Below are 23543 nucleotides of genomic sequence, written 5' to 3' on the forward strand. Positions count from 1 at the left end.
CTCGGTCCCTCCCGTCGGATGAAGCGAGCGTAGCCGCCGTACGTCGTCGGCGATCACTCAACCTGTCACCTTTTGAGTGATTTACGGGGTCAGGTGCGGCGATCGGGTGCGGGTGGGCGTGAGGGAAGTGAGAGCCGGGACGCGGACGGCGTGGACGGCGTGAACGAGGGCGGAGGTGTTGACCGGTGCGACGGTTTCGATGGGTGCGGGGTGCCGGACGGGCGCGGGGGTGCCGATGGGCGGGCGGGAGCGGGCGGGAGCGAGGGGGTGGTCGGGCGCGCGGGTGCGGACCCGTTCGAGGAGGTGGACGGGTGTGGGGAGGTGGTCAGGGGCCGGGAGGCCGAGGGGTGCGAGGAGGTGGACAAGTGCGCGGGTGCGGACGGGTGCGGGGAGGTGGGCGGGTGCGCCGGGGCGGCGGGCTTCCGTGCGGTCGGCCGGAGGCGCCTTGCCGGGCCGTCCAGCTTCTCGGTCAGGTACGCGGCGACCAGCTGGATCAGCGCCGGCCGGCGGGCGGTGCCGTCGAGCAGCCGTACGTCGTCGGCGCGCGGGCGCAGTGTCAGCCGCAGCCGGCGGGCGGAGTCGCGCGAGCCGCTCTCTCCGGCTGCGGCGGCGAGCAGCAGCGGCGGGTGCGGGCCGGGGGGCCGGGCGATCGGGGGGTACGTACCGGAGATGCCGGCGACCGCGTGATAGCGGTCCGGGTCGGCCAGCGCCTCCCGTACCGCGCAGGAGGCTTGGGCACCGATGCCGAGCACCCCGCGGGCGGTGCGGGCGGTCAGGACCCGGTAGCGGCGGGAGACCTCCGAGAGGATGACGGCCGGGGGGCGGGCACAGCTGTCCGGCATGACCAGCAGGAAGGAGTCGGACCGGCCGCGCTGGGCGGCCACCGCGAAGCCGCCGAACAGGTCGGTGGTGAGGGCGCTGTCGGAGGTGTCCAGATGGGCGAGCACCACCGGGTACGCGAAGTCGGCCCCGCGTGGGGAGTCGTAGCCCGGCGGCAGCCACACACGAGTGCGGTCGCCCAGGATCTGGAGGGTACCGCCGGACGGGTGACCGAGGGTGCGGGGTTCGGGGAGCGGTGGGGGTGGTTCAGGGGTTCGGGACGGCACCGGGGGCGGCGTGGGTGCCGGCTGCGGCAGTGGCGGGGCGGGGGCGGCCAGCGGCAGGCGCGGCGCGGTGGAGGCGGGGGCGGCTTCGGCCGCGCGGGACGGCGGCGCGGTGTGCAGCAGGGGTACGGCCAGGGCCGTGGCCACCAGCGCGGCGAGTCCGGCGGCGGCGGCCCGTAGCGCCGTACCGCGCAGGTCGACGGGCAGCTCGTACACCAGGCCGACTCGTTCGGCGCGCCAGTAGCGCAGGGCGAGCAGGGCGAGCGTGAGGGTGGCGGCGAGGGAGAGCAGGAGGAGAAAGGCGAGTGCGGCGTCGGCCACGGCGGGACCCTCTCGGGACGGCTGCGGCCCCGCGGGGACAGGAGACGGAGCGGCGGGGCGCTGCCTGCACCTTGCAACGGGGTGGGCCGGGAAGAGGGGCGGCGTAACGGGCGGGGGGCCCTGATCACCCGAACGCCGAGTGCCTGCGGCGCCGAGCAGGGGGCCGACGGTGCGTGGGGCGGGCGGCGCCTCGGGGCGGCGGGGCCTTTGCGGGGTGGGGTCAGGGGTTGACGGGGTGCCGCGTCCGTTCTGGGCCGGGATACCCGCCCGTGGTCCGGTGAGTGCAGAGTCCCCCGTGCGCCTGGCAGGGCCGCGGCCAGCGGTTTCAGAGGGAGGGCCGGGTCGGGGGCTCAGAGCGGCTGGGTCCGGGGCGCCCGGTGGTGGGGAGCTGGGCGGGGGTGGTCAGCCGGCGCGGAGGGAGAGGGTCATGGCTTCGACGGCGAGGAGCGGGGCGACGTTTCGGTCAAGGGCGGTGCGGCAGGCGAGGACTGCTTCTATGCGGCGGAGGGTGTGTTCGGGGCGGGAGGTGGTGGCGATCTGGCGGATGCCCTCGAGGGCCTCGGCATTGGCGACGTGGGCGGGGGAGCGGCCGAGTTGGAGGGTGAGGACATCGCGGTAGAAGCCGGCCAGGTCGGTGAGGGCGAGGTCGAGGGTGTCGCGCTGGGTGCGGGTGGAGCGGCGCTTTTGGCGGTCGGCGAGTTCCTTCATGACGCCGGCGGTACCGCGCGGCATCCGGCTGCCCGCGCCGGCCGCGGCGCCCAGGGCGGCGCGCATCTCCTCGGTCTCCTTGCCGTCGACCTCGTCCGCCACCGCCTTGGCGTCCTCGGTGGCCGCGTCGACGAGTTCCTGCGCGGCGCGCAGGCAGCCGCCGATGTCGGCGACGCGCAGTGGCAGGCGCAGGACGGTCGCCCGGCGGGAGCGGGCGGTCTCGTCGGCGGCCAGTCGGCGGGCCCGGCCGATGTGGCCCTGGGTGGCGCGGGCGACCTGGGCGGCCAGGGCGGGGTCGACGCCGTCCCTGCGGGTCAGCACGTCGGCGACGGCCTCGACGGAGGGGGTGCGCAGGGTCAGCAGGCGGCAGCGGGAGCGGATGGTGGGGAGGGCGTCCTCGACGGAGGGGGCGCACAGCAGCCAGACGGTGCGGGGGGCGGGTTCCTCGATCGCCTTCAGCAGGACGTTGGCGGCGCCTTCGGTGAGGCGGTCGGCGTCCTCCATGAGGATCACCTGCCAGCGGCCGCCGGCCGGCGAGAGGTTGGCGCGGCGCACCAGGTCGCGGGTCTCCTTGACGCCGATGGACAGCAGGTCGGTGCGCAGGGACTCCACGTCGGCGTGGGTGCCGATCAGGGTGGTGTGGCAGCCGTCGCAGAAACCGCAGCCCGGGGCGGCGCCGAGGGCCCTGTCGGGGCTCGTGCACTGGAGGGCGGCGGCGAAGGCGCGGGCGGCGGTGGCGCGGCCGCTGCCGGGGGGGCCGGTGAAGAGCCAGGCGTGGGTCATGCGGGAGCCGGCGGTCGGGGGGGAGCCGGCGCCGGCCGGGGCGGTCGCGGCGGCTGCGACGAGGGCGTCGGCGTCCTGGGCGGCGGCGGAGAGTTCGGCCACCGTGCGGGGTTGGCCGACCACGTCGTCCCATACCGTCATGCGTCCGACCTCCGCGGTTGCTGGTGTTGCCCGGGGGCACCCGGGGGCGGGGCCGCTTAGTGGGGCCCGGGGCGCCGTCCTGACCTCATTGTGCGGTACGGCGCTGACAGCGATGCTCGGGGCGGTTCGCCCGGCTCCTTCCGTGCGGCTGCCCTTCCCTCCCCCGCGAGGCGCGGGCACACGTGGGCCCGCGCCTCGCGGCCCGCCCGGACATGCCCCCGCCCCGCCCGGCCCGCACAAGACCTGTGCCCGCGCAGCCCAGCCCAGCCCGGCCCGCGCAGCCCCACGTCTGCCCAGGCTTACCCCGCGCAAACTCACCCGCCGACCGCCCAGCCCCATGCCGCCCAGCCCGCACCGGCCCCGCACGCACGGTTCCACCGGCACGCCCCGCTCCCGCACCGCCCCAACGTGCCGCCCGCCCCCGCCCCCGGACGTACACCGCTGGCCGCCGCCAACCGCTGCCGACCCCCGGTCGGAAGTCCCGAACCCGAGCCGACCCCCGCACCCGCACCCGCACCAAAGTCCAAGCCCGCGCCCCCGTCCCCACACCCCCACCCCGCCCGGTCCCGCCCGTCGAAACGCCAGGAGCCCGCGCCCCCGCGCTCCCCTCCTCCGCCGAAAACCTCAGAGCGCCAGCCGCTGCACTCCCGACGCCACTGCCCGCTGCTCGGGCTCGCCCGCGGCGCCGGTCCAGCAGGAGCCGCGGCGGGCGAGCAGGCGGCGGAGCCAGAGTTCGACGGCGACGAGTTCCGCCAGGCCGTCGAGGCCGACCGGTTCGCCGCGGGCGGCGGCGGTGAGGGCGGTGCGGATGGCTGCCGCGTCGATGAGGCCGGCGTCGGCGAGGAGGGGCGCGTCGAAGAGGGCGAGCAGGGGGTCGAGGGTGCTGCGCAGGCCGATCCGGGCGGCGGTCGCGGCGACGGCGGAGGCCGCCGAGGAGGCGCCCCAGCCCGGGGGGAGGTCGCGGACGCCGGCGCCTTGGAGGACCTGGCGCAGGATGTCCGCGCGGGCGCCGGGCCGGACCCGGAGGGCGCCGGGGAGGGCCCGGGAGGCGCGTACCACCTGATTGTCGAGGAAGGGCGCGTGCAGCCGCTGGGAGGAGATCGCCACCGCCTGCTCCAGGACCCGGAAGTCGGCGGCCTGGCGGGCGAGGGCGGCGCGGGCGCGGCGTTCGCCGGGGCGTTCCAGCGGCCAGGGGCGACGGGCCGCGTCCTGGAGCCGTACCGACACCTCGGCCAGCGCCTCACCGGTGAGCCAGCGGGCGGCCGGGCCTGGCCGTACCCAGGCCATCGCGGCGAGCGAGGCGCCGAGCGGCCCGGCGGCCCCGCTCCGCCCGCCCTCGCCGAACTCCCGCCGCAGCAGGCGGAGCCCGGCGTCCTCCACGCCACGTTGGTACGGGGTGCGGGCGAGCCGCCGCGCGGCCCGGTACACGGTGATGGGGACGGTGAACGGCACTAGCGCGGGGTGTCCGCCGGTCGCCCCGTCCGCCCTGGTCAGCGCCGCGACCGGGCCCAGCAGGTGCCGGCGGCGGCGGTCCATCAGCAGGTCGGCCAGCCGCGCCGGGTGGGCGTCGAGCACCTGCCGGGCGCCGAAGCCGATCAGGTGGTCCGCGCCGCCCGCGGCGAGCCGCCGCCGGTGGCGTTCGGCGGTGACCAGCGAGGGGCCGGGCTCGTCGGTGAGCGGGCCGAGCGCGTCGCCGGCCAGCTCCGCGTACGGGAGCGCCTCCTCCCCGCCGGGGACGACGATGTGCCGCAGCCGCGGGTCGGTGCCCATGGCGCGGGCGCGTTCGAGTTCGGCGACCCGGGCGGTGGCCGCGTAGCCCGAACCGGGGCCGCCGACCAGGTCGTTGAAGGTGACGGCGAGCAGCCGCTCGCCCGCCAGCGCGCCGGGGCCGCCGGGCAGCGTCCCGGGCATGCCGGGCAGTCCCGCGGCCAGCAGGGCCAGCGTCGCCGAGGCGCTGCCGCCGGACAGGTCGGCGCCGATACCGGGCGCGGGCTCCTCGTCGGGGCCGGGTACGTAGCGCGGCTGGGCCAGCCGGGCGCGTACCGCCTCGACGAGCGCGTCCCGTACGCCCGCGACGGCCGCTTCGGCGTCGGCGGAGGTGGTCGGCTGGTGGCCCACGGCCAGGGAGAGCTTCGGCTCGTACCCGGTGATCTCCGGCGCGCCGTCCCGCAGGATCAGCGCGTGGCCGGGCGGTACCCGGCGTACGCCGAGGTAGGGCGTGCCGTCGAGCAGCGCCTCGGGGGCGTCGGGGCAGGCCAGGGTCGCGGCGAGGTGGGTGACGTCGAGGCCGGCCTCGATGAGATCGGCGAGCGGGAGCGCGGCGGTGGCGTACGCGGTGCCGCCGGACCAGGGGGTGTGGAAGACCGGCCGGGCGCCGGCCAGGTCACCCAACACTGCGATGCGGCGGCCTAGTTGGAGGACGGCGGTGTAACTGCCCGGCCAGGCGGTCACATGCCGCAGCGCCCCGCCGCGGGCGGCGGTCAGGCCGAGCCGCAACTGGGCGTCGGTGGCGCCGCAGCGGCCGAGCACCGCGAGCCGGGCGATGCCGCCTCCGGCGGAGCCGCGACCGCCACCGCCACCGCCACCGCCGAAGGACCTGCCGTCGCCACCGGCGGACCGGCCGCTGTCGCCGGAACTCCCGTACCGGCCGGAGCCGTTGAGGCCGCCCTGCGGGTAAGGCCGCTGATGCGTACGACCGTTCTGGTACGAGCCGTCGTCGTATCCGGAACCGCCGCCCGCGCTTCGGCTGTTGCCGCCCGACGCGGCCGGGTCGGCGTGCACCACGCGGATCTCGTCGGGCCGCCAGTCCCCCACCGCCCACAGCGGATCCGGGTCCGCCCACAGCAGTTGCGCGCCGACGGGCTGCAGCGAACGTGCTCCGGAGCCGGGCCCGGGACCCGCTGCGGCGCCGCTCCACCCCACCAACCACCGCATAGCCGCCTCCACAGGCTGTGGACAGCCGGTGCGCGGGCGCCATCGCCGCTCCGCCCCGCCTCGTCGCCACGTCTGATGTCCGGAAGTCCATGCTGCCACGTGAAGGAGCGCGCGGAGGCGCATGGGGACACCTGGGGGCGACGGGTCGCCTGTCGGCGGCCGGCGGGGAGGGCCCGTGAGACGAAACGTCTGATTCGCGCCAAGTTCTTCGGCGCAGGCAGTTCTTGATGTGCCGGTGGACCGCCGCCGCGACGGCCGGGCCGGCGGCGGTCGGCGGTTCGGCGGGGGCCCGCCGGGGCCGGCCGCGGCGGCCGTCGCGCTCGTAGTGTGCTCATGCCGTGACGGTGTGCCGCCGTAGCGCACCGGCGTCCCGGCCGGCGGGCGACGGCCCGGGAGGCATGTCCCATCCTCCCGGGCCGGTCCGCCGCCCGCGGGGATGGTGGCAACGGAACTCCTGGCCCGCCCAACCCCGCCAAGCCGCCTGGCGGGGTCGCGGGCCGACCCACGGGCACCATGCAAGCGCCGCCAGCCCGCCCGGCACAGAGCGCACGGCCGGGCGCACGGCCACATATACCGGGAGCACACTCCGGGCCGTGCGCGTGCCGTGCCCGACCGGGCCCGGCCGAGCCCGCGAAGCGCCCTCCCCGGCGCGCGGTCGCATGAAAGGTCGTCATCCGGCCTGTTCAACTCCCGTATCCAGCAAGCACAATGGCCGGTAAGGGACTGGTTTCCGGCCATCCGGTACAAGCCTCTTAACGGTCGGGATGCGGCGAACTACGCTGGGTGTACCCGGTTCGCACCCGTACGCGCGACTCGGGTGTCCGGAGCATGCGCCGCACCCGTTGTGACAGGGCGAACGCGGTGGCTGAATCGGGCTCCAGGGAGGGGCCAACCCCGAACCCCATGACATCACCAGGCCGGCCGGCCTGCCCCCAGCGGCATCACGAGGTGAACCGCAGTGAACAGAGAACACCGCGGGCCGAACGAGAAACTCGGCACCCTTCTCGCTCTGGCGGGCATCAGCAACGCCGGGCTCGCCCGCCGGGTCAACGACCTCGGCGCACAACGGGGTCTGACCCTGCGTTATGACAAGACCTCGGTGGCCCGCTGGGTCGCCAAGGGCATGGTGCCGCAGGGCGCCGCGCCCCACCTGATCGCCGCGGCCATCGGCAGCAAGCTCGGCCGGCCCGTGCCGCTGCACGAGATAGGTCTGGCGGACGCCGACCCCGCGCCCGAAGTCGGCCTGGCCTTCCCGCGGGACGTCGGCGAGGCGGTGAAATCGGCCACCGACCTGTGGCGGTTGGACCTGGCCGGGCGCCGCGGCCCCGGCGGCGGGGGCATCTGGCAGAGCTTGGCCGGATCTTTCGCAGTGAGCGCTTACGTGACTCCCGCGTCCCGCTGGCTGATCACCCCGGCCGACGCGACGGTGGCCCGTGACGCGCCCGCGCCGGGCATGGCCCATGTCGGCCACGTGGATGTGACCAAGTTGCGTGAGGCCGCCGAGGACGCCCGCCGATGGGACTCCAAGTACGGCGGCGGCGACTGGCGTTCGAGCATGGTCCCGGAGTGCCTGCGGGTCGAGGCGGCGCCGCTGCTGCTCGGTTCGTACAGCGACGAGGTGGGCCGCGCGCTGTTCGGCGCCACCGCCGAACTCACCCGGCTGGCCGGATGGATGGCCTTCGACACCGGCCAGCAGGAGGCCGCCCAGCGGTACTACATCCAGGCGCTGCGGCTGGCCCGCGCCGCCGCGGACGTGCCGCTCGGCGGGTACGTGCTCGCGTCGATGTCGCTCCAGGCCACGTACCGCAACTTCGCCGACGAGGGCGTCGACCTCGCGCAGGCCGCCCTGGAACGCAACCGCGGCCTCGCCACCGCCCGCACCATGAGCTTCTTCCACCTGGTGGAGGCGCGGGCGCACGCCAAGGCCGGCGAGGCCCAGGCGTGCGGCGCGTCCCTGGCCGCCGCGGAGGCGCTGCTGGAGCGGGCCAGGGAGGGCGACGCCGACCCGAGCTGGCTCGGCTTCTACTCCTACGACCGGCTGGCCGCCGACGCCGCCGAGTGCTACCGCGACCTGCGGCTGCCCCGCCAGGCCCAGCGGTTCACCGAGCAGGCGCTGGCCCGCCCCACCGAGGAGTTCGTCCGCTCGCACGGCCTGCGGCTGGTGGTCTCGGCCGTCGCCGAGCTGGAGTCGGGCAACCTGGACGCGTGCTGCGCGGCCGGGGTCAAGGCGGTGGAGGTCGCCAACCGCATCTCCTCGGCCCGCACCACCGAGTACGTACGGGATCTGCTGCACCGCCTGGAGCCGTACAACGACGAGCCGCGGGTGCTCGAACTCCGCGAGCGGGCCCGCCCGTTGCTGGCGGCGCCGGCGTAACCGCCCGTCGGCCGACGGTGCTTCCCGACTGCCGGCCGGCCCGGACCGGGCACGGCCCAACCCCCGGCCCGCCCGCTCCCGACGCCGGCGGTCGGCTGCCGGCTGCCGGCGGTCGGCTACCGGCTACCGGCTACCGACGTCCCGCAGCCCGTACCCCGTACCCCGTACCCCGCCGACCGCTGGACTGCCGGAGGCCGGGAGCCGGGGAGCCCGGGGCCGGAGGCCGTACCCGCCGCAACCCAGCAGGTCGCGGCACCCGCCATACTCCGGAAGGGAGAAGAAGACCCCCGACCCGCACCCATGGAGGAACCGCAGACGATGAGCCGCCCCCTGACCGACTTCACCGTGATCGGCGCCGGCATCGTCGGCCTGGCGACGGCGTACGCGCTGCTCAAGGCGGCACCCGAGGCGACCCTCACCGTGATCGAGAAGGAGGCCGCGCCCGCCCGCCACCAGACCGGCCGCAACAGCGGGGTCATCCACAGCGGCATCTACTACCGTCCGGGCAGCCTCAAGGCCCGCTACGCGCTGGCCGGTTCCGCCGAGACGCCGCGTTTCGCCGCCGAGCACGGCGTCCCGTACGAGATCACCGGCAAACTGATCGTGGCCACCGGCGCCGCCGAACTCCCCCGGCTGCACGCCCTCGTCCAGCGCGGGCGCGAACACGGCCTGACGGTACGCGAACTCGGGCCGGCCCAGATCGCCGAGTACGAGCCGGAGGTGGCCGGGCTGGCCGCCATCCACGTCGGCTCCACCGGCATCTGCGACTTCGGCGCGGTCGCCGCGGTCCTCGCCCGCCTGGTCACCGAGGCGGGCGGCACGATCGTCTACGGGGAGCGGGTCACCGCGATCGAGCGGGCCGCGGACGACGAGGTCGCGGTACGGACCGGCGCGGCGACGTACCGCACGCGGGTGCTGATCAACTGCGCCGGCCTGCACAGCGACCGCGTCGCGCGGCTGGCCGGCACCGACCCGGGGATGCGGATCGTGCCCTTCCGGGGCGAGTTCTACGAGCTGGTGCCGGCGCGGCGCGCGCTGGTCCGGGGGCTGGTGTACCCGGTCCCCGACCCCGACTTCCCGTTCCTCGGCGTGCATCTGACCCGGGACGTGCACGGCGGGGTGCACCTGGGCCCGAACGCCGTTCCCGCGCTGGCCCGCGAGGGCTACCGGCGCCGCACCGTACGGCTGGGCGACCTCGCGGACACGGCCGCCTTCCCCGGCACCTGGCGGATCGCCCGCCGGCACTGGCGGCACGAGGTCGGCGAGGTCCGCCGCTCGCTGTCCAAACGCGCCTTCACCGCCGACGCCCGCCGGCTGCTGCCCGCGCTGCGCCCGGCGGACCTGACACCGGCGCCGGCCGGGGTACGCGCCCAGGCCGTGCTGCCCGACGGGACACTGGTGGACGACTTCCTGTTCGGCGGCTCCGGCCCCTTCGTCCACGTCCTGAACGCGCCTTCCCCGGCGGCGACGGCGGCGCTCCCGATCGGCCGCGAGGTGGCACGGCGGGCGCTGGAGGCCGCCGGATGAGGTCGCCTTGCCGGCGGGCCCCCGCGGTGGGCGGTTCGGCCACCGCGCAGGGCCGTACCGCGGCGGACGGCAGCCGGGGGCCGGCGACCGGTACCGGCAGCCGCTGACGGCCGGAGGCCGGCGGCAGCCCGGGGCCCTCCCGTGTCCGCCGCCCGCCGGCCGCCGGCCGCCGGGCCCGCCACCCGTACCCGCCCGCATGCGCACCGGTGCGCACCCGGCGATCCCGCGCCGGCGCCCCCACCCGTCCGGATGGGCACCACTCCGCGCCCGCCGACCCGCAGCAACCCCCTCCCGTACCCGCCGACCCGCACCCACACCGGCACCCGCTCCCGCCCACGCCCACGCCCCCGCCCACGCCCGTACCGCATCCGACGACCCGCAGCGGCGGACCCGTACACTTGAGCGCATCGTGTCCAGTACCCCCACCTCGGTGAAGTTCCCCGCGGGCCCCGCAGCCGACCCGGCCGGTTCGCGTGGTGAGCACCGCATCCGTTCCTTCCACGCGCGGCGCGGCCGGATCACGCAGGCGCAGGCCGCGGCGATCGAGCGGCTGTGGGAGCGGTGGGGCGTGGAGCTGGACGGCGCCCCGCTCGACCCGGCCGCACTCTTCGGCCCCGCCGGTCTGCCCGTGGTCGTGGAGATCGGTTTCGGCATGGGCGACGCCACCGCCGCGATGGCCGCCGCCGACCCCGGCACCGGCATCCTCGCGGTGGACGTGCACACGCCCGGCCAGGGCCATCTGCTCGCGCTCGCCGACCGGGCCGGACTGACCAACGTACGGGTGGCCAACGGCGACGCGGTCATACTGCTGCGCGACATGCTGCCGCCCGCGTCCCTGTCCGGCCTGCGCGCCTTCTTCCCCGACCCCTGGCCCAAGGGCAAGCACCACAAGCGACGGCTGATCCAGCCCGCCTTCCTCGCCCTGGTCACGCCGCTGCTGCGGCCCGGCGCGGTGGTGCACTGCGCGACGGACTGGGAGCCGTACGCCGACCAGATGCTGGAGGTGCTGAGCGCGGCGCCGGGGCTGGTCAACCGCTACGACGGCTTCGCGCCGCGGCCGGACTTCCGCCCGCTGACGAAGTTCGAGCGGCAGGGACTGGCGAAGGGGCACGTGGTGCGGGACCTGCTCTTCACCCGGGCCTGACCCCGTACACACCCTCGCGTACGGGTGGTTGCTGCCCGTACTGTCTACAGGTGTCCATGTACTCGCCTTCATCGGATTCGTCCGATTCGACCGCCGTCTCCGTCACGGGCGAACCGGAGGCCGCGGCCTTGGCTGAGCCGGGAGCGGGATCGGCGCCCGGGGGCGCCGCGCAGACGTCCGGTTCCGGGCCCGCGCCCGCGCCTGGAACCGGGCAGCCACCGGGCACACGGCCGACTCCCAGCACGTTGCCAGGTCCGGGCCCAGGTCCAGGCCCAGGCCCGAGTCCGGGCCCGGGTCCAGGCCCGAGTCCGGGCCCAGGTCCAGGCACGCGGCCGACCCCCGGCCCCCAGCCTGCCGTCGGCTCATGGCCGACGCCCGGCGCCCCGCCGACCTCCGACGTGTGGCCGGCCCCCGGCACGGCCCTCGCCCCCGCGCCCGTGCCCGCGCCCGCCCCCGTGGCCCCCACCGTCACCGACACCCCCGCGTCCGCCTGGCTCTCCCTACCGCGCCGCTCCATCTGGGAGAGCAAGGCCGTACGGACCGGCGCGCTGTTCACCGCCCTCGCCGTATGCGGTGTGATCATCCTCGCGCTGGTGCGGCAGCACATAGGTACCGGACCGTTCCTGATCGGCCTACTGCTGGCGATCCTGCCGGTGCCGCTGCTGCTGTGGGCGTTCCTGTGGCTGGACCACGTGGCGCCGGCCCCCTGGCAGAACGTGGTCTTCGCCATCGCCTGGGGCGCGTGCGCCGCGACCCTGGTGGCGATCTTCGCCAACGAGTACGGGGAGAAGCTGGTCTCCTCGGCGTTCTCCGGTACGCCGTCCCAATCCGACCACTGGAGCGCGACGTTCGTGGCGCCGCTGGTGGAGGAGACGGCGAAGGGCACGGCGGTGCTGCTGCTGTTCCTCTTCCGGCGCCGGGCGTTCGCGTCGATCGTGGACGGCATCGTGCTCAGCGGGCTGGCGGCGGCGGGCTTCGCGTTCACCGAGAACATCCTCTACCTGGGTACGGCGGTCAACGAGGACCGCGACCTCGGATCGACCGTGCTCGGTTCGACGACCGCGGCGACCTTCTTCGTACGCGTCCTGATGACGCCCTTCGCGCACCCGCTCTTCACCTCCATGACCGGCATCGGCTTCGCCGTCGCGGCGACCGTGCGGCCCGGCCGCCGCTGGCGCTGGCGCTGGGCGCCGCCGCTGGCGGGCTGGCTGCTCGCGATGGTGCTGCACGGCACCTGGAACGGGTCCTCCCTCACCTCCCCGGGCACCTTCCTGACGGTCTACGTGACGGTGATGCTGCCCGCCTTCGGCCTCGTCGTCTGGCTCGCCTTCTGGGCCCGCTCCAACGAACTGCGCACCATCCGCACCCACCTGCCCGTCTACGCCGCCGCCGGCTGGCTGGCCCTTTCCGAACCCGCCGCCCTGGGCTCCATGAGCGTCCGCGCCACCGCCCGCCGCGAGACCCGCCGCTTCCACGGCGACGCGGCGGCCCGCGCGGTCCGCGACTACACCGCCTTCGCCACCCGCCTCGCCTTCCTCCGCGCCGCCGCCACCCGTGGCGCCCCCACCCCCGACTTCGCCACCCGCGAGTCCGAGCTCCTCCACCACCTCTGGTCCCTCAAACCCTGGGGCCGGCCCGCCCTCCTCGCCGCCGCCCTCCCCCCGCCACCCCCGTTCTTCCCCCCGCCCCGCACCCCCCGCTGGGGCCCGCCGCCGCCCTACTACCGACCGCCGACGACCTACGCGCCGCCGCCGACGGCGGGCAGGCGCCTGTGATCCGCGACCCGGCCCACAGGATCGACGTGCCCGGCCCCAAGCAAGCGGACGATCGGGCAACCGGCCGACGGCACGGCTCGGGCGACCTGCGGCAACCGCGAGAGTAGTTCCCCGGTGGGGGATTGATTCCCCTGATGGGTTCGATCTGGAGAAGAGGTTGGGGCGCTGTAACACTCTGGGCTTGACGGGCTCGCGCTGGTCCTCGGGGCGGGGGAAGGCGTCGGGGGGGGATCGCGGAGTCGTCGCCGTGTCACCGTCTGGTTGCCCGGGGGCCGGCGACGGCGGAGCGGTGCGCCGGCGGGGCGGGGCGGCGTGCCGGAGGGGCGTCCGTCGGGCGTGCGGCGGCGGTTCGCCGGGGCCGTGGGCCGCGAGGTCTGTCGGCGAACCGGCCGCCGGGGGAAGCGCGGCGGGCGGGGAAGCGTGGGAGCGGCGGGGGTGGTAGGGACGGCGGGGCGCGGGCGTGCCGGGCGCCGTGGCGTACGGGACGGAGCCGCGGGCCCGGTGGCCGGTGGCGGACCGGCAGGCCATGCGGGCATTGCGGGCGCGGGCGCGGGCCCGGATGGATCCGGTGGACCTGGGGCTCGGGCCGCGGACCGATCCGCGGGGCCGGGAAGGTCGCCGGGCTGACGCACAAGCACATGACGCGGCTGCTGGGCCGCCCCGAGCACAAGTACGGCTACGTGGAGCGCGGCGAACTCGCCCCTCTGGGGACCGAGGTACTGGCGCCGATCGCCCGGATCCTGCGTCTGTCGGACCGCGAGTGGGAGGCCCTGGTGCTGTACGCGACCGGGCTGCCGCCGGCGTACGCGCTGGACCCGCGGGTGGGGAGGGCGGTGCCGCGGCCGTGGGAGCGGGTGCGGCGGGGCCCTTCGGGGTGCCGGGCGGGCGGCTGATGTTCGTCCTCTTCGACCGCGCGGGTCCGCCGCCGGCCCGCCCCCCGATACACGCGCCCGCCCGCAGGTCCGTCGACCCGCAGGACCAGGGCCTGTCGCCCGGTTCTCCCGCGGGCGGCCGGAGTCGGGGTCCCGCGCGGGCGGCTGCGAGACGCAGGAGCGAGGCGGCGTGGTGCGGCGCCGACCGGCTGCGAGACGCAGGAAGCGGGCGACGTAGTGTGGCGTCGACCGACGAGAGCGCGGCAGGTGCGCGTGCCGGGCCCCGCGACGCCGCGGAGGTCCCGACGGCAGGCCGCGGACGTGAGGAGGGCAAGGGTATGGCTGGGGTGTCGGCGAGTGTCGTGGCCGCGGGCGGTCTGATCGGCGGGTACGGGGTGGCCCGGTGGACGAAGCGGCGCGAGCTGGGCGGCGTGGCGCTGGCGGCGGCGGGCGCGGTGGCGGCGCGGGAGTGGAAGCGGCAGGCCGGGCTCGGCGCCGCAGCCGGCCTCACCGGCGCCTACCTCGCCGCTTTCGCGGGCGCCCATCCGCTGGCGAAGAAGGTCGGCTCGTGGCCGGCGGTGTTCGCCGTGGCGGGCGGCGTGGCCGCCGCGTCCTGGGCGGTCGCGGGCCGCGGCGGGGAGTAGTGCGGGGGCGCTCCGCGGGCGGACGTTACGGGGGTGGGCGGCAACGAGTGCCGGTACGTACGCCGGTTGCGCGTCCCCCAACACCGGGGCGCCCGGCTCCGTACGGCTGACGCGCCCGGCTCCGTACCACCGCCCGTACGGCTGACGCGACCGCCGCCGCCGGCGCCACGCCGCCCGGCTCGCGCCGCCCGGTCCACCGGGTCACTGGGCAAAGCAGTGCCGGCGGCGGCTCAGCGCCCACTGCTCTGGCGCAATGCCCCGCGCCCCGCGCCCCGCGCCCCGCGGCCCATGCCCCGCGGCCAGCGCAGGCACCGGCCCGGCCCCGCGGCCAGCGGCCCCGCGGACCGTCAGACCTCGACCCCGTGCTGTCCCAGCCACGGCAGCGGGTCCACCGCGTCGCCGCCGCCGGGCCGTACCTCCAGGTGGAGATGGGGGTTCGGGACGTTCCCGGTCGCGCCCACGCGGCCGATCGTGTCGCCGGTGGTGACCGGGCCGGCGGTGACGACCATCGTCGAGAGGTGGCAGTACCACACCTCGGTGGCGTCATCGAGGGTGACCACGACCCGGTAGCCGTAGGAACCCGCCCAGCCGGCCGAGCTGACCGTGCCGCCGTGGACGGCGTGCACCGGGGTGCCGGTCGGGGCGTCGAAGTCCTGGCCGACGTGGATGTTGCCCCAGGGGTCGGTCTCGCCGTAGCCGGCGGTGAGGGTGTAGCAGCTGACCGGCTTGAGGTAGGAGGCGGCCAGGCGGGTGAGCCGGTCGGCCTCGGCCTGGGCGGCGGCTTCCGCGTCGGCCTTCGCCTTGGCCTCGGCCGCGGCCTTCGCCGCGGCGGCCTGCTCGCGGACCTTCCGCGCGGCCGCGGCGCGGGCGGCCTGTTCGGCTGCGGCCCGCTCGGCGGCCTCGCGCTCGGCGCGGGCGACGGCCTCGCGGGCCTGGGTGGCCTCGCCGACGACGCGGTTGAGCAGTGCCTCGCCGGGGTCGGGCACCCGGGCCGCGTGCTGCGCGGGGGTTTGCGGCTCGGCGGCGGGCTGCGCGGCGACCGCCGCGGCGTCGGGGGCCGCGGCCGCGGCGGGCAGCGCGTCCGGTACGGAGATCGGCGCCGTCACGGCGCCGTCGGGCGCCGCGACCGCCGTGGCCACCCCGCCCGCGCCGACCGCGGCCATCGCCGCCATGCCGAGGACCGCGGACCCGCGGGACAGGTTCCGCTGCCGGGGCACGGGCACGGCGGCGGGGAGCGGAAGGGGGAGCGGCTGCGGCGCGCCGCGCGGGTCCCGGGCGGCCGGCTCGCCGGCGGGGAAGCGGTCGGGAAGGCCCGCGGAGTCGGTCAGGCGGGCGGGAAGGCCGCCGGAGAACTCAGCGGGGAACTCGTCCCACTCCCGGGCCGGTTCGGCCTCGGGCCGGGCAGGTGCGTAGGCAGGCTGGTTCGACGCCACGGCGGGCGCACTCCTTTCCTTCCCTCTCGCCTACCGGGTTAGCTGACGGGTTCGGAGCAGGAAGGTCTCCTACGGGCCTGGTCGCTGCCCGATTCACCCCAGATGTTGGGTCCCCGGTTCCCGCGGACGGGATTCGGCAAGCGCACGGTGCCGCCTCTTACGGCGGTGGTGACGACCGCGCTGCGTTATCAAACGTTAATAGAGCCAGGCAGGTTTTCCAAGCGGAATCGGAGAGTTGGCGGCGATCATCAATCGGACACCAGCTACCCATCAGGGATGAACACGACGCACGGTGTCACCCAGCAGTGACGTGAGCGTGTGTCAGTTGTTATGCGCACACCACTGGTCGGCTACACTGAGTGAGCAGATATCGACGAACGGTACGGCGAGGGAGGCGGCAGCGATGACCGTACGACCGGAGGCCCCCGGGGAGCCCGCCGGGGAGCGGCCCGCCCCCACCGGGCCGGCGCACCCGGCCCGCCGCTCGCTCCTGCGCGGCGGCCTCGCCCTCGGCGCCGCCGGCGGCGCGGTCCTCACTGGCGCGCTCTGGGGCGGCGAAGGCAGCGCGGACGCGGATCCGGCGGTCGACTGGCCCGGCGCCGCCTGGGCCCCGGCCAGCACCGCCAACTACACCGCCTCGGACCGCCCTTCGGCCTACCCGGTCGAACTGGTGGTGATCCACGTGACCCAGGAGACCTTCGCCGACACCGTCCGCCTCTTCCAGGACCCCGCGCACGCCGCCACCGCGCACTACGTCGTCCGCTCCGCCGACGGCGCGATCGACCAGTGCGTGCGCGAGCACGACATCGCCTGGCACGCGGGCAACTGGGACTACAACACCCGCAGCGTCGGCATCGAGCACGAGGGCTGGGTCGACGACCCCTCGTACTTCACCACCGCGCTGTACCGCTCCTCCGCGCGCCTGACCGCCGCCCTCTGCGACAGGTACGGCATCCCCAAGGACCGCGACCACATCATCGGCCACCACGAGGTCCCCGGCGCCGACCACACCGACCCCGGCCCGGCCTGGGACTGGACCGGCTACGTCCGCCTGGTCAACGGCGGCTGACCGACCGAGCCGGAGCCGAGCGGGAACATCGCGGTCAGCCGCGGCAGCCGGCGCGCAGACTCGGCCTCGTCGAGCACCGACCAGCGGCTCCCGGCCGGGGTGAGACCCGGCGGGTTGCGGGCGGGGGTGCCGCGCAGGGCGCGGACGTCGGCGTAGAAGGCGTCGCCGCAGTCGTCGAAGCCGCCGACGAGCTCCTCGTAGGCCGAGGGCGCGAGGTAGCCGAGGGACTCCCACTGGGGCCAGGCGTCGTCCGTCCAGGCCGCGCGGGGGCAGCCGGACAGGCGCAGCACCTCGGGCGCGTAGGCGAGCACGTCGGCGTCGGTGAGGGCGGCCTCGAAGACCGGGCGGCCGAGGCCCACCATCCAGAACTGGAAGTGGCAGAAGGTGTCGTCGGAGCACCACCCGCCGAAGACGCGGTCGGCGGCGGCCCACAGGTTCCAGGTGCACGCCTCGCCGGTGACCTGCTCCAGGCACGCCTGGAACGCGATCACGTCCGGCGGCGGGAGGCGGAGGAGCGCGTCGCGGAGCCATGCGTCGCGCTGGTCGCCGCTGAGCCCCCGGCGCCGGCAGTCCGCTATGAGAGTCCAGAAGGGATCGGTCTCCATACCGGCGACTATGCCAGGGGACTGAGACAGAGCCCCCGCAGTTCCACCTGCTGGACGTTCGGTCGGCGGTCAGCGGGGAGGGCTGTCCGGTACACGCTCCGGGGCCGGTTCCGGGCGGATTCGGCCCCGCCCGGACACGGGTCCGCGGTCGGCAACTCATCGGCCGGACAGCGGAGTTGCGGGTCGCCGGCTTCACGTCGGCGACGGTCCGGCCGGGCCCCGGCACCGATACGGGCGGCTGTCGCGGATGTCTGTTTCTGTGCACTGCGGCGCCGGACGCCGCCTGCCGCCGGGTCGGCGGGCGGCGGGCGGCGGGCGGCGGGCGGCGGGCGGCGGGCGGCGGGCGGCGGAAAGCAGCGGAAGACGCGGTCGGCCACGGCCGAAAACGGTGGTCGCCGGGCCGGAAAGGTGCAACGCGGCTCTTGACCGCGGGCAGTGCCGCACTGCAAGAATCCGTGTGCCATTGGTTGATTCTGTTCATTGCTGGTCTGTTCTGACGCCCTATCCGTGGGTGCCCGTCCTGACCAGTCCCCATCTGCGCCCCGTCCGTCCGTATCGGTATCCGTCTGCGCACACCTCAACGAGGAGGGGTCCCACCATGCCGGTCAACCGCAGGTCGTTCCTGATCGCAGGAGCGGCCGGAGCCGCCGCCGTACCCGCACTCCCGGGGCTGACCGGAAGCGCGAGCGCCCACTCCCCGTCGGGAACGTCGGCCACATCAACAAGAACCCCCATCCCCAGAACCGTCGACCTCGCCGACGGATGGCGCTTCGTCCTCGTCAACCCGGCCGACATCACCGACCCGACCGGTGCCTACGCCGACGCCGCCGACCCCGCCTTCGACGACTCCCGCTGGCGCGCGGTCCGCGTCCCGCACGACTGGAGCATCGAGCAGACCCCCGGCACCGCCGACAGCACCTCCGGCGGGACCGGCTACCTGCCCGGCGGGCTGGGCTGGTACCGGCGCTCGTTCGCCCTGCCCGCCGCCGTCAAGGGCAGCCGGATCTCGGTCGAGTTCGACGGCGTCTACATGGACTCGTACGTCTACTGCAACGGCACGCTCGTCGGCAACCACCCCTACGGATACACCGGGTTCGCCTTCGACCTGTCCGACCTGCTGCACACCGACGGCCGCACCGCCAACGTCATCGCCGTCCAGGTCCGCAACCAGCTCCCCAGCAGCCGCTGGTACTCCGGCAGCGGCATCTACCGCCACGCGCGCCTCGTCATCACCGACCCGGTGCACGTGGCCCGCTGGGGCACGTACGTCACCACGCCCGGACTCGCCGACACCCTCGGCTCGGGCAGAGGCGGGAACCACGGCTACGGCACCGTGCACGCGCAGGTCAGCCTGGTCAACGAGTCCGCGGCCACCGCCGCCGTCACCGTCGTCAACACGGTTCTGGACGCCGACGGCAGGTCCGCCGCGCACACCACCTCGCGCCTCGACCTGGCCGCCGGCGGCGCCGCCCAGGACGTCTCCGTGGACCTGCGGGTCGACCGGCCCGGCCTGTGGTCCTTCGACACCCCGGACAACCGCTACAGCCTGCGGACGGAGGTCCAGGTCCGCGGCAGGACGGTGGACACCTACACCACCGGCTTCGGCTTCCGGTACATCACCATCGACCCCGACCTCGGCCTGTCGGTCAACGGCGAGTCCGCCAAGATCCAGGGCGTCGACCTGCACCACGACCAGGGCGCGCTCGGCTCCGCGATCAGCATCGACGCGCTCAGGCGGCAGATGACCACCATGAAGTCCATGGGCGTCAACGCCTTCCGCACCTCGCACAACCCGCCCTCGCCGCAGATGATCCAGGTCTGCGAGGAACTCGGCATCGTCATGATGGTCGAGGCGTTCGACTGCTGGCACAGCGGCAAGAACACGTACGACTACGGACGCTTCTTCGACGCCAACAGCGCCGCCGACATCGCCGAGATGGTGCAGGCGGCCCGCAACTCGCCCGCCGTGATGATGTGGTCCATCGGCAACGAGATCCCCGACTCCACCAGCACCGCCGGACTCGCCATGGCCCAGGGCCTGATCGACGGCATCCGCGCCCTGGACACCTCCCGGCCCGTCGTCATCGGCTCCGACAAGTACCGCGGCCTGCCCAGCGTCGGCTCCGCCGCCGACCTGATGCTGGCCAAGCTCGACGGCCTCGGGCTCAACTACAACACCGCCGCCTCCGTGGACGGCCTGCACGCCCGCTACCCGCACCTGTTCCTCTTCGAGTCCGAGTCGTCCTCCGAGACCTCGACCCGCGGCACGTACCAGGAGCCCCAGCACCTCAACACCGGTGAGAACTACACCCCGGGCAAGCGCGCCACCTCCGGCTACGACAACAACCTCGCGTCCTGGACGATGAGCGGCGAGTACGGGCTGAAGAAGGACCGCGACCGGAAGTTCTTCGCCGGGGAGTTCCTCTGGTCCGGCACCGACTACATCGGCGAGCCCACCCCGTACAGCGTCTTCCCGGTCAAGGCGTCCTTCTTCGGCGCGGTCGACACCGCCGGCTTCCCCAAGGACCTGTACTACCTCTTCCGCAGCCAGTGGACCAGCGACCCCATGGTCCACCTGCTGCCGATGGACTGGACCGACCACAAGCCGGGCGAGACCGTCGAGGTGTGGGCGTACTCCAACGTCGACACCGTCGAGCTGTACCTCAACGGCCGGTCGCTGGGCGTACGGCGCTTCGACACCAAGAAGACCCTCGACGGGCGGACGTACCTGGAGACCACCGAGGCCACGCTCGACGACAAGACGGTCACCGGCGGCCCGTACCCCGGCAGTTACACCAGCCCCAACGGCAGCGCCGGCAAGCTCCACCTCACCTGGGAAGTCCCCTTCGCCCACGGCGAGTTGAAGGCCGTCGCCCGCCGGCACGGGAAGACCGTGGCCACCGACGTGCTGCGCACGGCCGGCGCCCCGCACGCGGTGCGGCTCACCCCTGACCGCAGCTCGCTGCCCGCCGACGGCACCTCGCTGGTCTACGTGACCGCCGAGGTGATCGACTCCCGCGGTGTCGTGGTGCCCGGCGCCGGCCACCTCATCACCTTCACGGCCACCGGCGGCTCGCTCGCCGGACTCGACAACGGCCGCCAGGAGAGCGCCGAACGCTACCAGGCCAGCACCCGCACCGCCTTCCACGGCAAGGCGCTGGCCATCGTCCGGTCCGGCACCGACAGCGGCCACCTCACCGTGACCGCCGCCGCGCCCGGCCTGCACTCCGGCTCCGCCTCGGTGCGCACCACCCGCGCCACCGGCGCCGTCGCCACCACGCCCCCGGCCCGCTTCGTCCCGGACCCCGGCCCCGGCGCCCCCGTCTACCCGCTGGCCGACGCCAGTTACTCCGGCGCGAGCAACACGCTGCCCGCGGCCATGGTCGACGGCAACGACACCACCGGCTGGTCCAACGCCTTCAAGAAGAGCGCCACCGCGCTGCTGCCCGCCTTCAGCGGCGCCCGCCCGGCCGACTGGGTCTCCGTCACCTGGGCCGCCGCCCAGAACATCAGCACGGTCTCGGTCACCTTCACCATCGACGCCACCCACTCGCTGCCGGCCACCATCGCGGTCTCCTACCGGGACGGCGACCGCTACGTCCCCGTCCGCAAGCCGGTCATCACCTGGGCGACCGCCTCCGGCTCCCCCACCACCATCGCGTTCACCGGCGTCCACACCTCCGGTGTCCGCCTCGACCTCACCAGCGCCGCCCCCGACACCGCGGCCGGCGCCCAGCGCATCTCCGAACTCACCGCTTCCTGACCGCGGTTCCCCCGGCGCCCCGGCCCGCACGGCGACGTGCGGGCCGGGGCGCGCCCGTTTCCCACCCTGTCCGGCCTACCCGCTTCCCCGCGGGGCAGCCTGGTGGACGACAAGCCGCGCCGACCACGCCGCGGCTCCCGGGAAAACAGCGGAAGTGGAACCTTCATGAAGATATTCGGTCGCGAACCCGCGCTGTGGCTGGCACTTGTCGCGGTGATCGTCAAGCTGTCCACCGCCTTCGGCCTCGACCTCACCAACGACCAGCAGGCCGTGATCAACGCGGCGGCGGCGGCCGTCGTCGGGCTGCTGGTGGCGCTCAGCGTGCACGACGGGATCAGCGCCGCCGTACTCGGCCTGGTCCAGGCGGGGTTGGCGCTCGCCGTCGGGTTCGGGCTGCACTGGAGCCCCGAGCAGCAGTCGACCGTGCTGAGTCTGGCGTCGGCGCTGGTGGCGATGTGGACCCGTACGCAGGTGACCGCGAAGGTGCCGGCGGCGGCCGTCACCGCCAAGAAGCCGACCGCGGCCTGAGCGGAGGGGGCCGCCCGGCAGCGCGCCCGGTCGGCCCCCTTGTCCCGTACCGCGGGTCAGCCGGCCTTCGCCGTCTCCTCGCCGAGCAGCAGCTCGGCCTCCCGGCGGGCGCGCGGCGCGGCGCCGGGGGCGGTGTCGATCTCGGCCAGTACCCGGACCGGGTCCGGCGCCGGGGCGGGCCGCTCGATGAGGGCGAGCGGGGTGCCGCCGTCCACCTCGGTGGCGATCTCGGTGACCGCGAGCCGACCGCCCAGCCGCGGCGCGGGCAGCGGTCCCGCGTCACCGGACACCAGCAGCCGTACGGCCGCCCACGGCAGGTTCACCCCGGACAGCGCGGTCTGGAAGATCCCCGCCGACGCCCTGGGGTTGGCCTCCAGCAGTACCGGCTCGCCGCCGCGGTGGCGCAGCTGGACGTTGGACAGGTAGGCGAGCTGGAAGTGGCCGACCAGGCGCCGGGCTATCGCGGTCAGGGCGGGGTCGTCGAGCAGGTGCCGATAGCGGCCCTGCTTGGAGCGCGCGATCGCGCTGAGCGTCGCGCCACCGGGGGCGGACAGGCAGTCGACGCTCACCTCCGGGCCGTCCAGGTACGGCATCACCAGGAACTCCGGTATCGCCTCGTCCTCGTCCGCCGCCCGCCGCAGCGCGTCCGCCACCGCGGCCACCGACGCCAGCGGCAGCGGTGGGGCCAGCAGGTCCTTGATCCGCAGCGGCCCGTCGTCCAGGATCCGGAAGCCGAAGGCGGAGTACTCGCCGGCGGGCTTGATGCAGATCCGCTCGCCGGTCGCCGACAGCTCCCGTACCGCGTCCCGGAACCCCTCGGCGTCGGAGACGACCCGCCACGGCGGCACCGGCACGCCCGCCTCGGCCGCGACCTCGTACGTACGGCTCTTGCTGGTCAGGACCTCGACCGCGGCCGGCGGCGAGCACATCAGCCGGGTGCCGACGGCGGCGAAGTCGTCCACCAGCCCGGCGAGCGCGACCAGGCGTCTGGGCGGTATCAGCACGTCGATACGGTGCCGACGGCAGAATTCGAGCGCGAATTCGGCGTAGTCCGCGTCGCTGACATGGCGGGGTTCGACCTCCGCCACGTCGCACGCGGTGAGCGCGGGGGCGTCCCGCAGCACATTGGTGCCGTAGATCCGCACGTCGACGTTGTCCGGGTTGTCGCGCAGCATCCGCATGACCTGGGTGGTGGCGACCCCCGCGCTGCTGAGCCATATCCGTAGTGCTATCGCGAAGCTCCTTCGTCATCAGAGTGAGCTCACTGAGGCGGTGACGAGCCGTGCAGGCGAAGACCGCCGGAGGCCTTGGAGACCAAGACCGCGCGACCATTCCCGATCATGTGTGAGCGAATCCTAGCGGGAATCTGTGTCGTGCAGATTTCCTACCGCCGTGGACCGGCCACGGGCTTCGTCCGGGGAACGGGGCCGGGCGGAGGAGGTGCCGCGAGGAGGGCGCCCTGCGGGGAGCGGCGGCAGTGCGAGTGCCGGGCGCGGTACGCGCGGCGGCGGTGCGGGGGCCGGTCCCGACGTGCCGGAGGGGCGTCGACGGCCTACCGTCGAAGGATGAGCGTCAACGTACGGCTGGCCGACGTCCTCGCCGTCCCCGGTTCCCTCACCGAGGACCCCCGGCAGGACGACTACGCCGACGCCTCCGGCACCCACTACGACTACGAGATCCTGCCCGGCGGCGCCCTCGCCGTCCTGGAGTTCCAGGAGGAGCAGGTTCGCACCGCGACCACGTACGCCCCCGGCGCCTGGCTCACGGTCACCGGCAAGCGGCGCGGCGACCAGCGCTGACCCGGCGCGGCGGGCCCGGC

The 23543-nt window shown here is 75.2% G+C and carries 16 protein-coding genes and 1 riboswitch; of the genes, 10 read left to right on the forward strand and 6 right to left on the reverse strand.

Annotated features, from left to right (window positions below; genetic code table 11):
- Nucleotides 1-89 precede the first annotated feature (89 nt).
- From RLT57_RS12315 to RLT57_RS12325, 3 genes are all read right to left on the reverse strand, one after another.
- Complete coding sequence (locus tag RLT57_RS12315; RefSeq protein ID WP_311297439.1) at nucleotides 90-1424, reverse strand: hypothetical protein; 1335 nt, start codon at nucleotides 1422-1424, stop codon at nucleotides 90-92.
- A 402-nt stretch (nucleotides 1425-1826) separates the two neighbouring features.
- Nucleotides 1827-3056 carry a DNA polymerase III subunit delta' gene (locus tag RLT57_RS12320; RefSeq protein ID WP_311297440.1) on the reverse strand — a complete coding sequence of 410 codons (1230 nt, stop codon included), beginning with the start codon at nucleotides 3054-3056 and terminating at the stop codon, nucleotides 1827-1829.
- A gap of 624 nt (nucleotides 3057-3680) precedes the next feature.
- Entirely contained in the window at nucleotides 3681-5990 is a 2310-nt protein-coding gene (locus RLT57_RS12325; RefSeq protein ID WP_311297441.1) for an asparagine synthase-related protein, read from the reverse strand.
- Nucleotides 5991-6948: 958 nt separating this feature from the next.
- Between RLT57_RS12325 and RLT57_RS12330 the strand changes: the two genes are divergently transcribed.
- The 6 genes from RLT57_RS12330 to RLT57_RS12355 all read left to right on the forward strand — a co-directional run bounded on the left by RLT57_RS12330 (nucleotide 6949) and on the right by RLT57_RS12355 (nucleotide 14326).
- Nucleotides 6949-8364: an MFS transporter gene (locus RLT57_RS12330; protein ID WP_311297442.1), complete on the forward strand. Its 1416-nt coding sequence runs from the start codon at nucleotides 6949-6951 to the stop codon at nucleotides 8362-8364.
- 318 nt (nucleotides 8365-8682) lie between these two features.
- Complete coding sequence (gene lhgO, locus RLT57_RS12335; protein ID WP_311297443.1) at nucleotides 8683-9891, forward strand: L-2-hydroxyglutarate oxidase; 1209 nt, start codon at nucleotides 8683-8685, stop codon at nucleotides 9889-9891.
- A gap of 409 nt (nucleotides 9892-10300) precedes the next feature.
- On the forward strand, nucleotides 10301-11035 hold the full coding sequence (gene trmB, locus RLT57_RS12340) for a tRNA (guanosine(46)-N7)-methyltransferase TrmB (protein WP_399128534.1): 735 nt from the start codon (nucleotides 10301-10303) through the stop codon (nucleotides 11033-11035).
- 455 nt (nucleotides 11036-11490) lie between these two features.
- Nucleotides 11491-12810, forward strand: a complete 1320-nt coding sequence (locus RLT57_RS12345) for a PrsW family intramembrane metalloprotease (protein ID WP_311297444.1) — start codon at nucleotides 11491-11493, stop codon at nucleotides 12808-12810.
- Nucleotides 12811-13448: 638 nt separating this feature from the next.
- Nucleotides 13449-13703 (forward strand): hypothetical protein, encoded by a 255-nt coding sequence (locus RLT57_RS12350; RefSeq protein WP_311297445.1) that lies wholly within the window; start codon nucleotides 13449-13451, stop codon nucleotides 13701-13703.
- Nucleotides 13704-14020: 317 nt separating this feature from the next.
- Nucleotides 14021-14326, forward strand: coding sequence for a hypothetical protein (locus tag RLT57_RS12355; RefSeq protein WP_311297446.1), 306 nt, complete (start codon nucleotides 14021-14023; stop codon nucleotides 14324-14326).
- 347 nt (nucleotides 14327-14673) lie between these two features.
- On the opposite strand, the gene RLT57_RS12360 is transcribed toward RLT57_RS12355, so the two are convergent.
- Nucleotides 14674-15759: a M23 family metallopeptidase gene (locus RLT57_RS12360; protein WP_311297447.1), complete on the reverse strand. Its 1086-nt coding sequence runs from the start codon at nucleotides 15757-15759 to the stop codon at nucleotides 14674-14676.
- 12 nt (nucleotides 15760-15771) lie between these two features.
- Nucleotides 15772-15908: riboswitch (cyclic di-AMP (ydaO/yuaA leader) on the reverse strand.
- Between the two features lie 254 nt (nucleotides 15909-16162).
- Here RLT57_RS12360 and RLT57_RS12365 point away from each other — a divergent pair.
- The gene (locus tag RLT57_RS12365) at nucleotides 16163-16828 is read left to right on the forward strand and encodes an N-acetylmuramoyl-L-alanine amidase (RefSeq protein ID WP_311297448.1); all 666 of its coding nucleotides are present in this window, start codon (nucleotides 16163-16165) and stop codon (nucleotides 16826-16828) included.
- Here RLT57_RS12365 and RLT57_RS12370 read toward each other — a convergent pair.
- Nucleotides 16801-17433: a DUF4240 domain-containing protein gene (locus tag RLT57_RS12370; protein WP_311297449.1), complete on the reverse strand. Its 633-nt coding sequence runs from the start codon at nucleotides 17431-17433 to the stop codon at nucleotides 16801-16803. The two genes, RLT57_RS12365 and RLT57_RS12370, sit on opposite strands and share 28 nt — an antisense overlap.
- A gap of 598 nt (nucleotides 17434-18031) precedes the next feature.
- On the opposite strand from RLT57_RS12370, the gene RLT57_RS12375 reads away from it, so the two are divergent.
- Both RLT57_RS12375 and RLT57_RS12380 read left to right on the forward strand, forming a co-directional pair.
- Complete coding sequence (locus tag RLT57_RS12375; protein ID WP_311297450.1) at nucleotides 18032-21196, forward strand: glycoside hydrolase family 2 TIM barrel-domain containing protein; 3165 nt, start codon at nucleotides 18032-18034, stop codon at nucleotides 21194-21196.
- Between the two features lie 165 nt (nucleotides 21197-21361).
- Nucleotides 21362-21724, forward strand: coding sequence for a hypothetical protein (locus RLT57_RS12380; protein ID WP_311297451.1), 363 nt, complete (start codon nucleotides 21362-21364; stop codon nucleotides 21722-21724).
- A 56-nt stretch (nucleotides 21725-21780) separates the two neighbouring features.
- Here the strand turns inward: RLT57_RS12380 and RLT57_RS12385 are convergent, their stop codons facing one another.
- Nucleotides 21781-22905, reverse strand: coding sequence for an ATP-grasp domain-containing protein (locus tag RLT57_RS12385; protein ID WP_311297452.1), 1125 nt, complete (start codon nucleotides 22903-22905; stop codon nucleotides 21781-21783).
- A gap of 384 nt (nucleotides 22906-23289) precedes the next feature.
- On the opposite strand from RLT57_RS12385, the gene RLT57_RS12390 reads away from it, so the two are divergent.
- Complete coding sequence (locus RLT57_RS12390) at nucleotides 23290-23523, forward strand: hypothetical protein (protein WP_311297453.1); 234 nt, start codon at nucleotides 23290-23292, stop codon at nucleotides 23521-23523.
- Nucleotides 23524-23543: the final 20 nt, after the last annotated feature.

Origin of the sequence: Streptomyces sp. ITFR-21 (assembly GCF_031844685.1) — a bacterium.
GTDB lineage: Bacteria > Actinomycetota > Actinomycetes > Streptomycetales > Streptomycetaceae > Actinacidiphila.

Excerpts from the sequence above, each read along its gene's own strand:
- RLT57_RS12325 (WP_311297441.1), bottom strand. The coding sequence starts at position 5,990 with ATGCGGTGGTTGGTGGGGTGGAGCGGCGCCGCAGCGGGTCCCGGGCCC.
- RLT57_RS12350 (WP_311297445.1), top strand. The coding sequence starts at position 13,449 with ATGACGCGGCTGCTGGGCCGCCCCGAGCACAAGTACGGCTACGTGGAG.
- RLT57_RS12365 (WP_311297448.1), top strand. The coding sequence starts at position 16,163 with ATGACCGTACGACCGGAGGCCCCCGGGGAGCCCGCCGGGGAGCGGCCC.
- RLT57_RS12375 (WP_311297450.1), top strand. The coding sequence starts at position 18,032 with ATGCCGGTCAACCGCAGGTCGTTCCTGATCGCAGGAGCGGCCGGAGCC.
- RLT57_RS12320 (WP_311297440.1), bottom strand. The coding sequence starts at position 3,056 with ATGACGGTATGGGACGACGTGGTCGGCCAACCCCGCACGGTGGCCGAA.
- RLT57_RS12385 (WP_311297452.1), bottom strand. The coding sequence starts at position 22,905 with ATGCGGATGCTGCGCGACAACCCGGACAACGTCGACGTGCGGATCTAC.
- lhgO (WP_311297443.1), top strand. The coding sequence starts at position 8,683 with ATGAGCCGCCCCCTGACCGACTTCACCGTGATCGGCGCCGGCATCGTC.
- RLT57_RS12370 (WP_311297449.1), bottom strand. The coding sequence starts at position 17,433 with ATGGAGACCGATCCCTTCTGGACTCTCATAGCGGACTGCCGGCGCCGG.
- RLT57_RS12390 (WP_311297453.1), top strand. The coding sequence starts at position 23,290 with ATGAGCGTCAACGTACGGCTGGCCGACGTCCTCGCCGTCCCCGGTTCC.
- RLT57_RS12380 (WP_311297451.1), top strand. The coding sequence starts at position 21,362 with ATGAAGATATTCGGTCGCGAACCCGCGCTGTGGCTGGCACTTGTCGCG.
- RLT57_RS12355 (WP_311297446.1), top strand. The coding sequence starts at position 14,021 with ATGGCTGGGGTGTCGGCGAGTGTCGTGGCCGCGGGCGGTCTGATCGGC.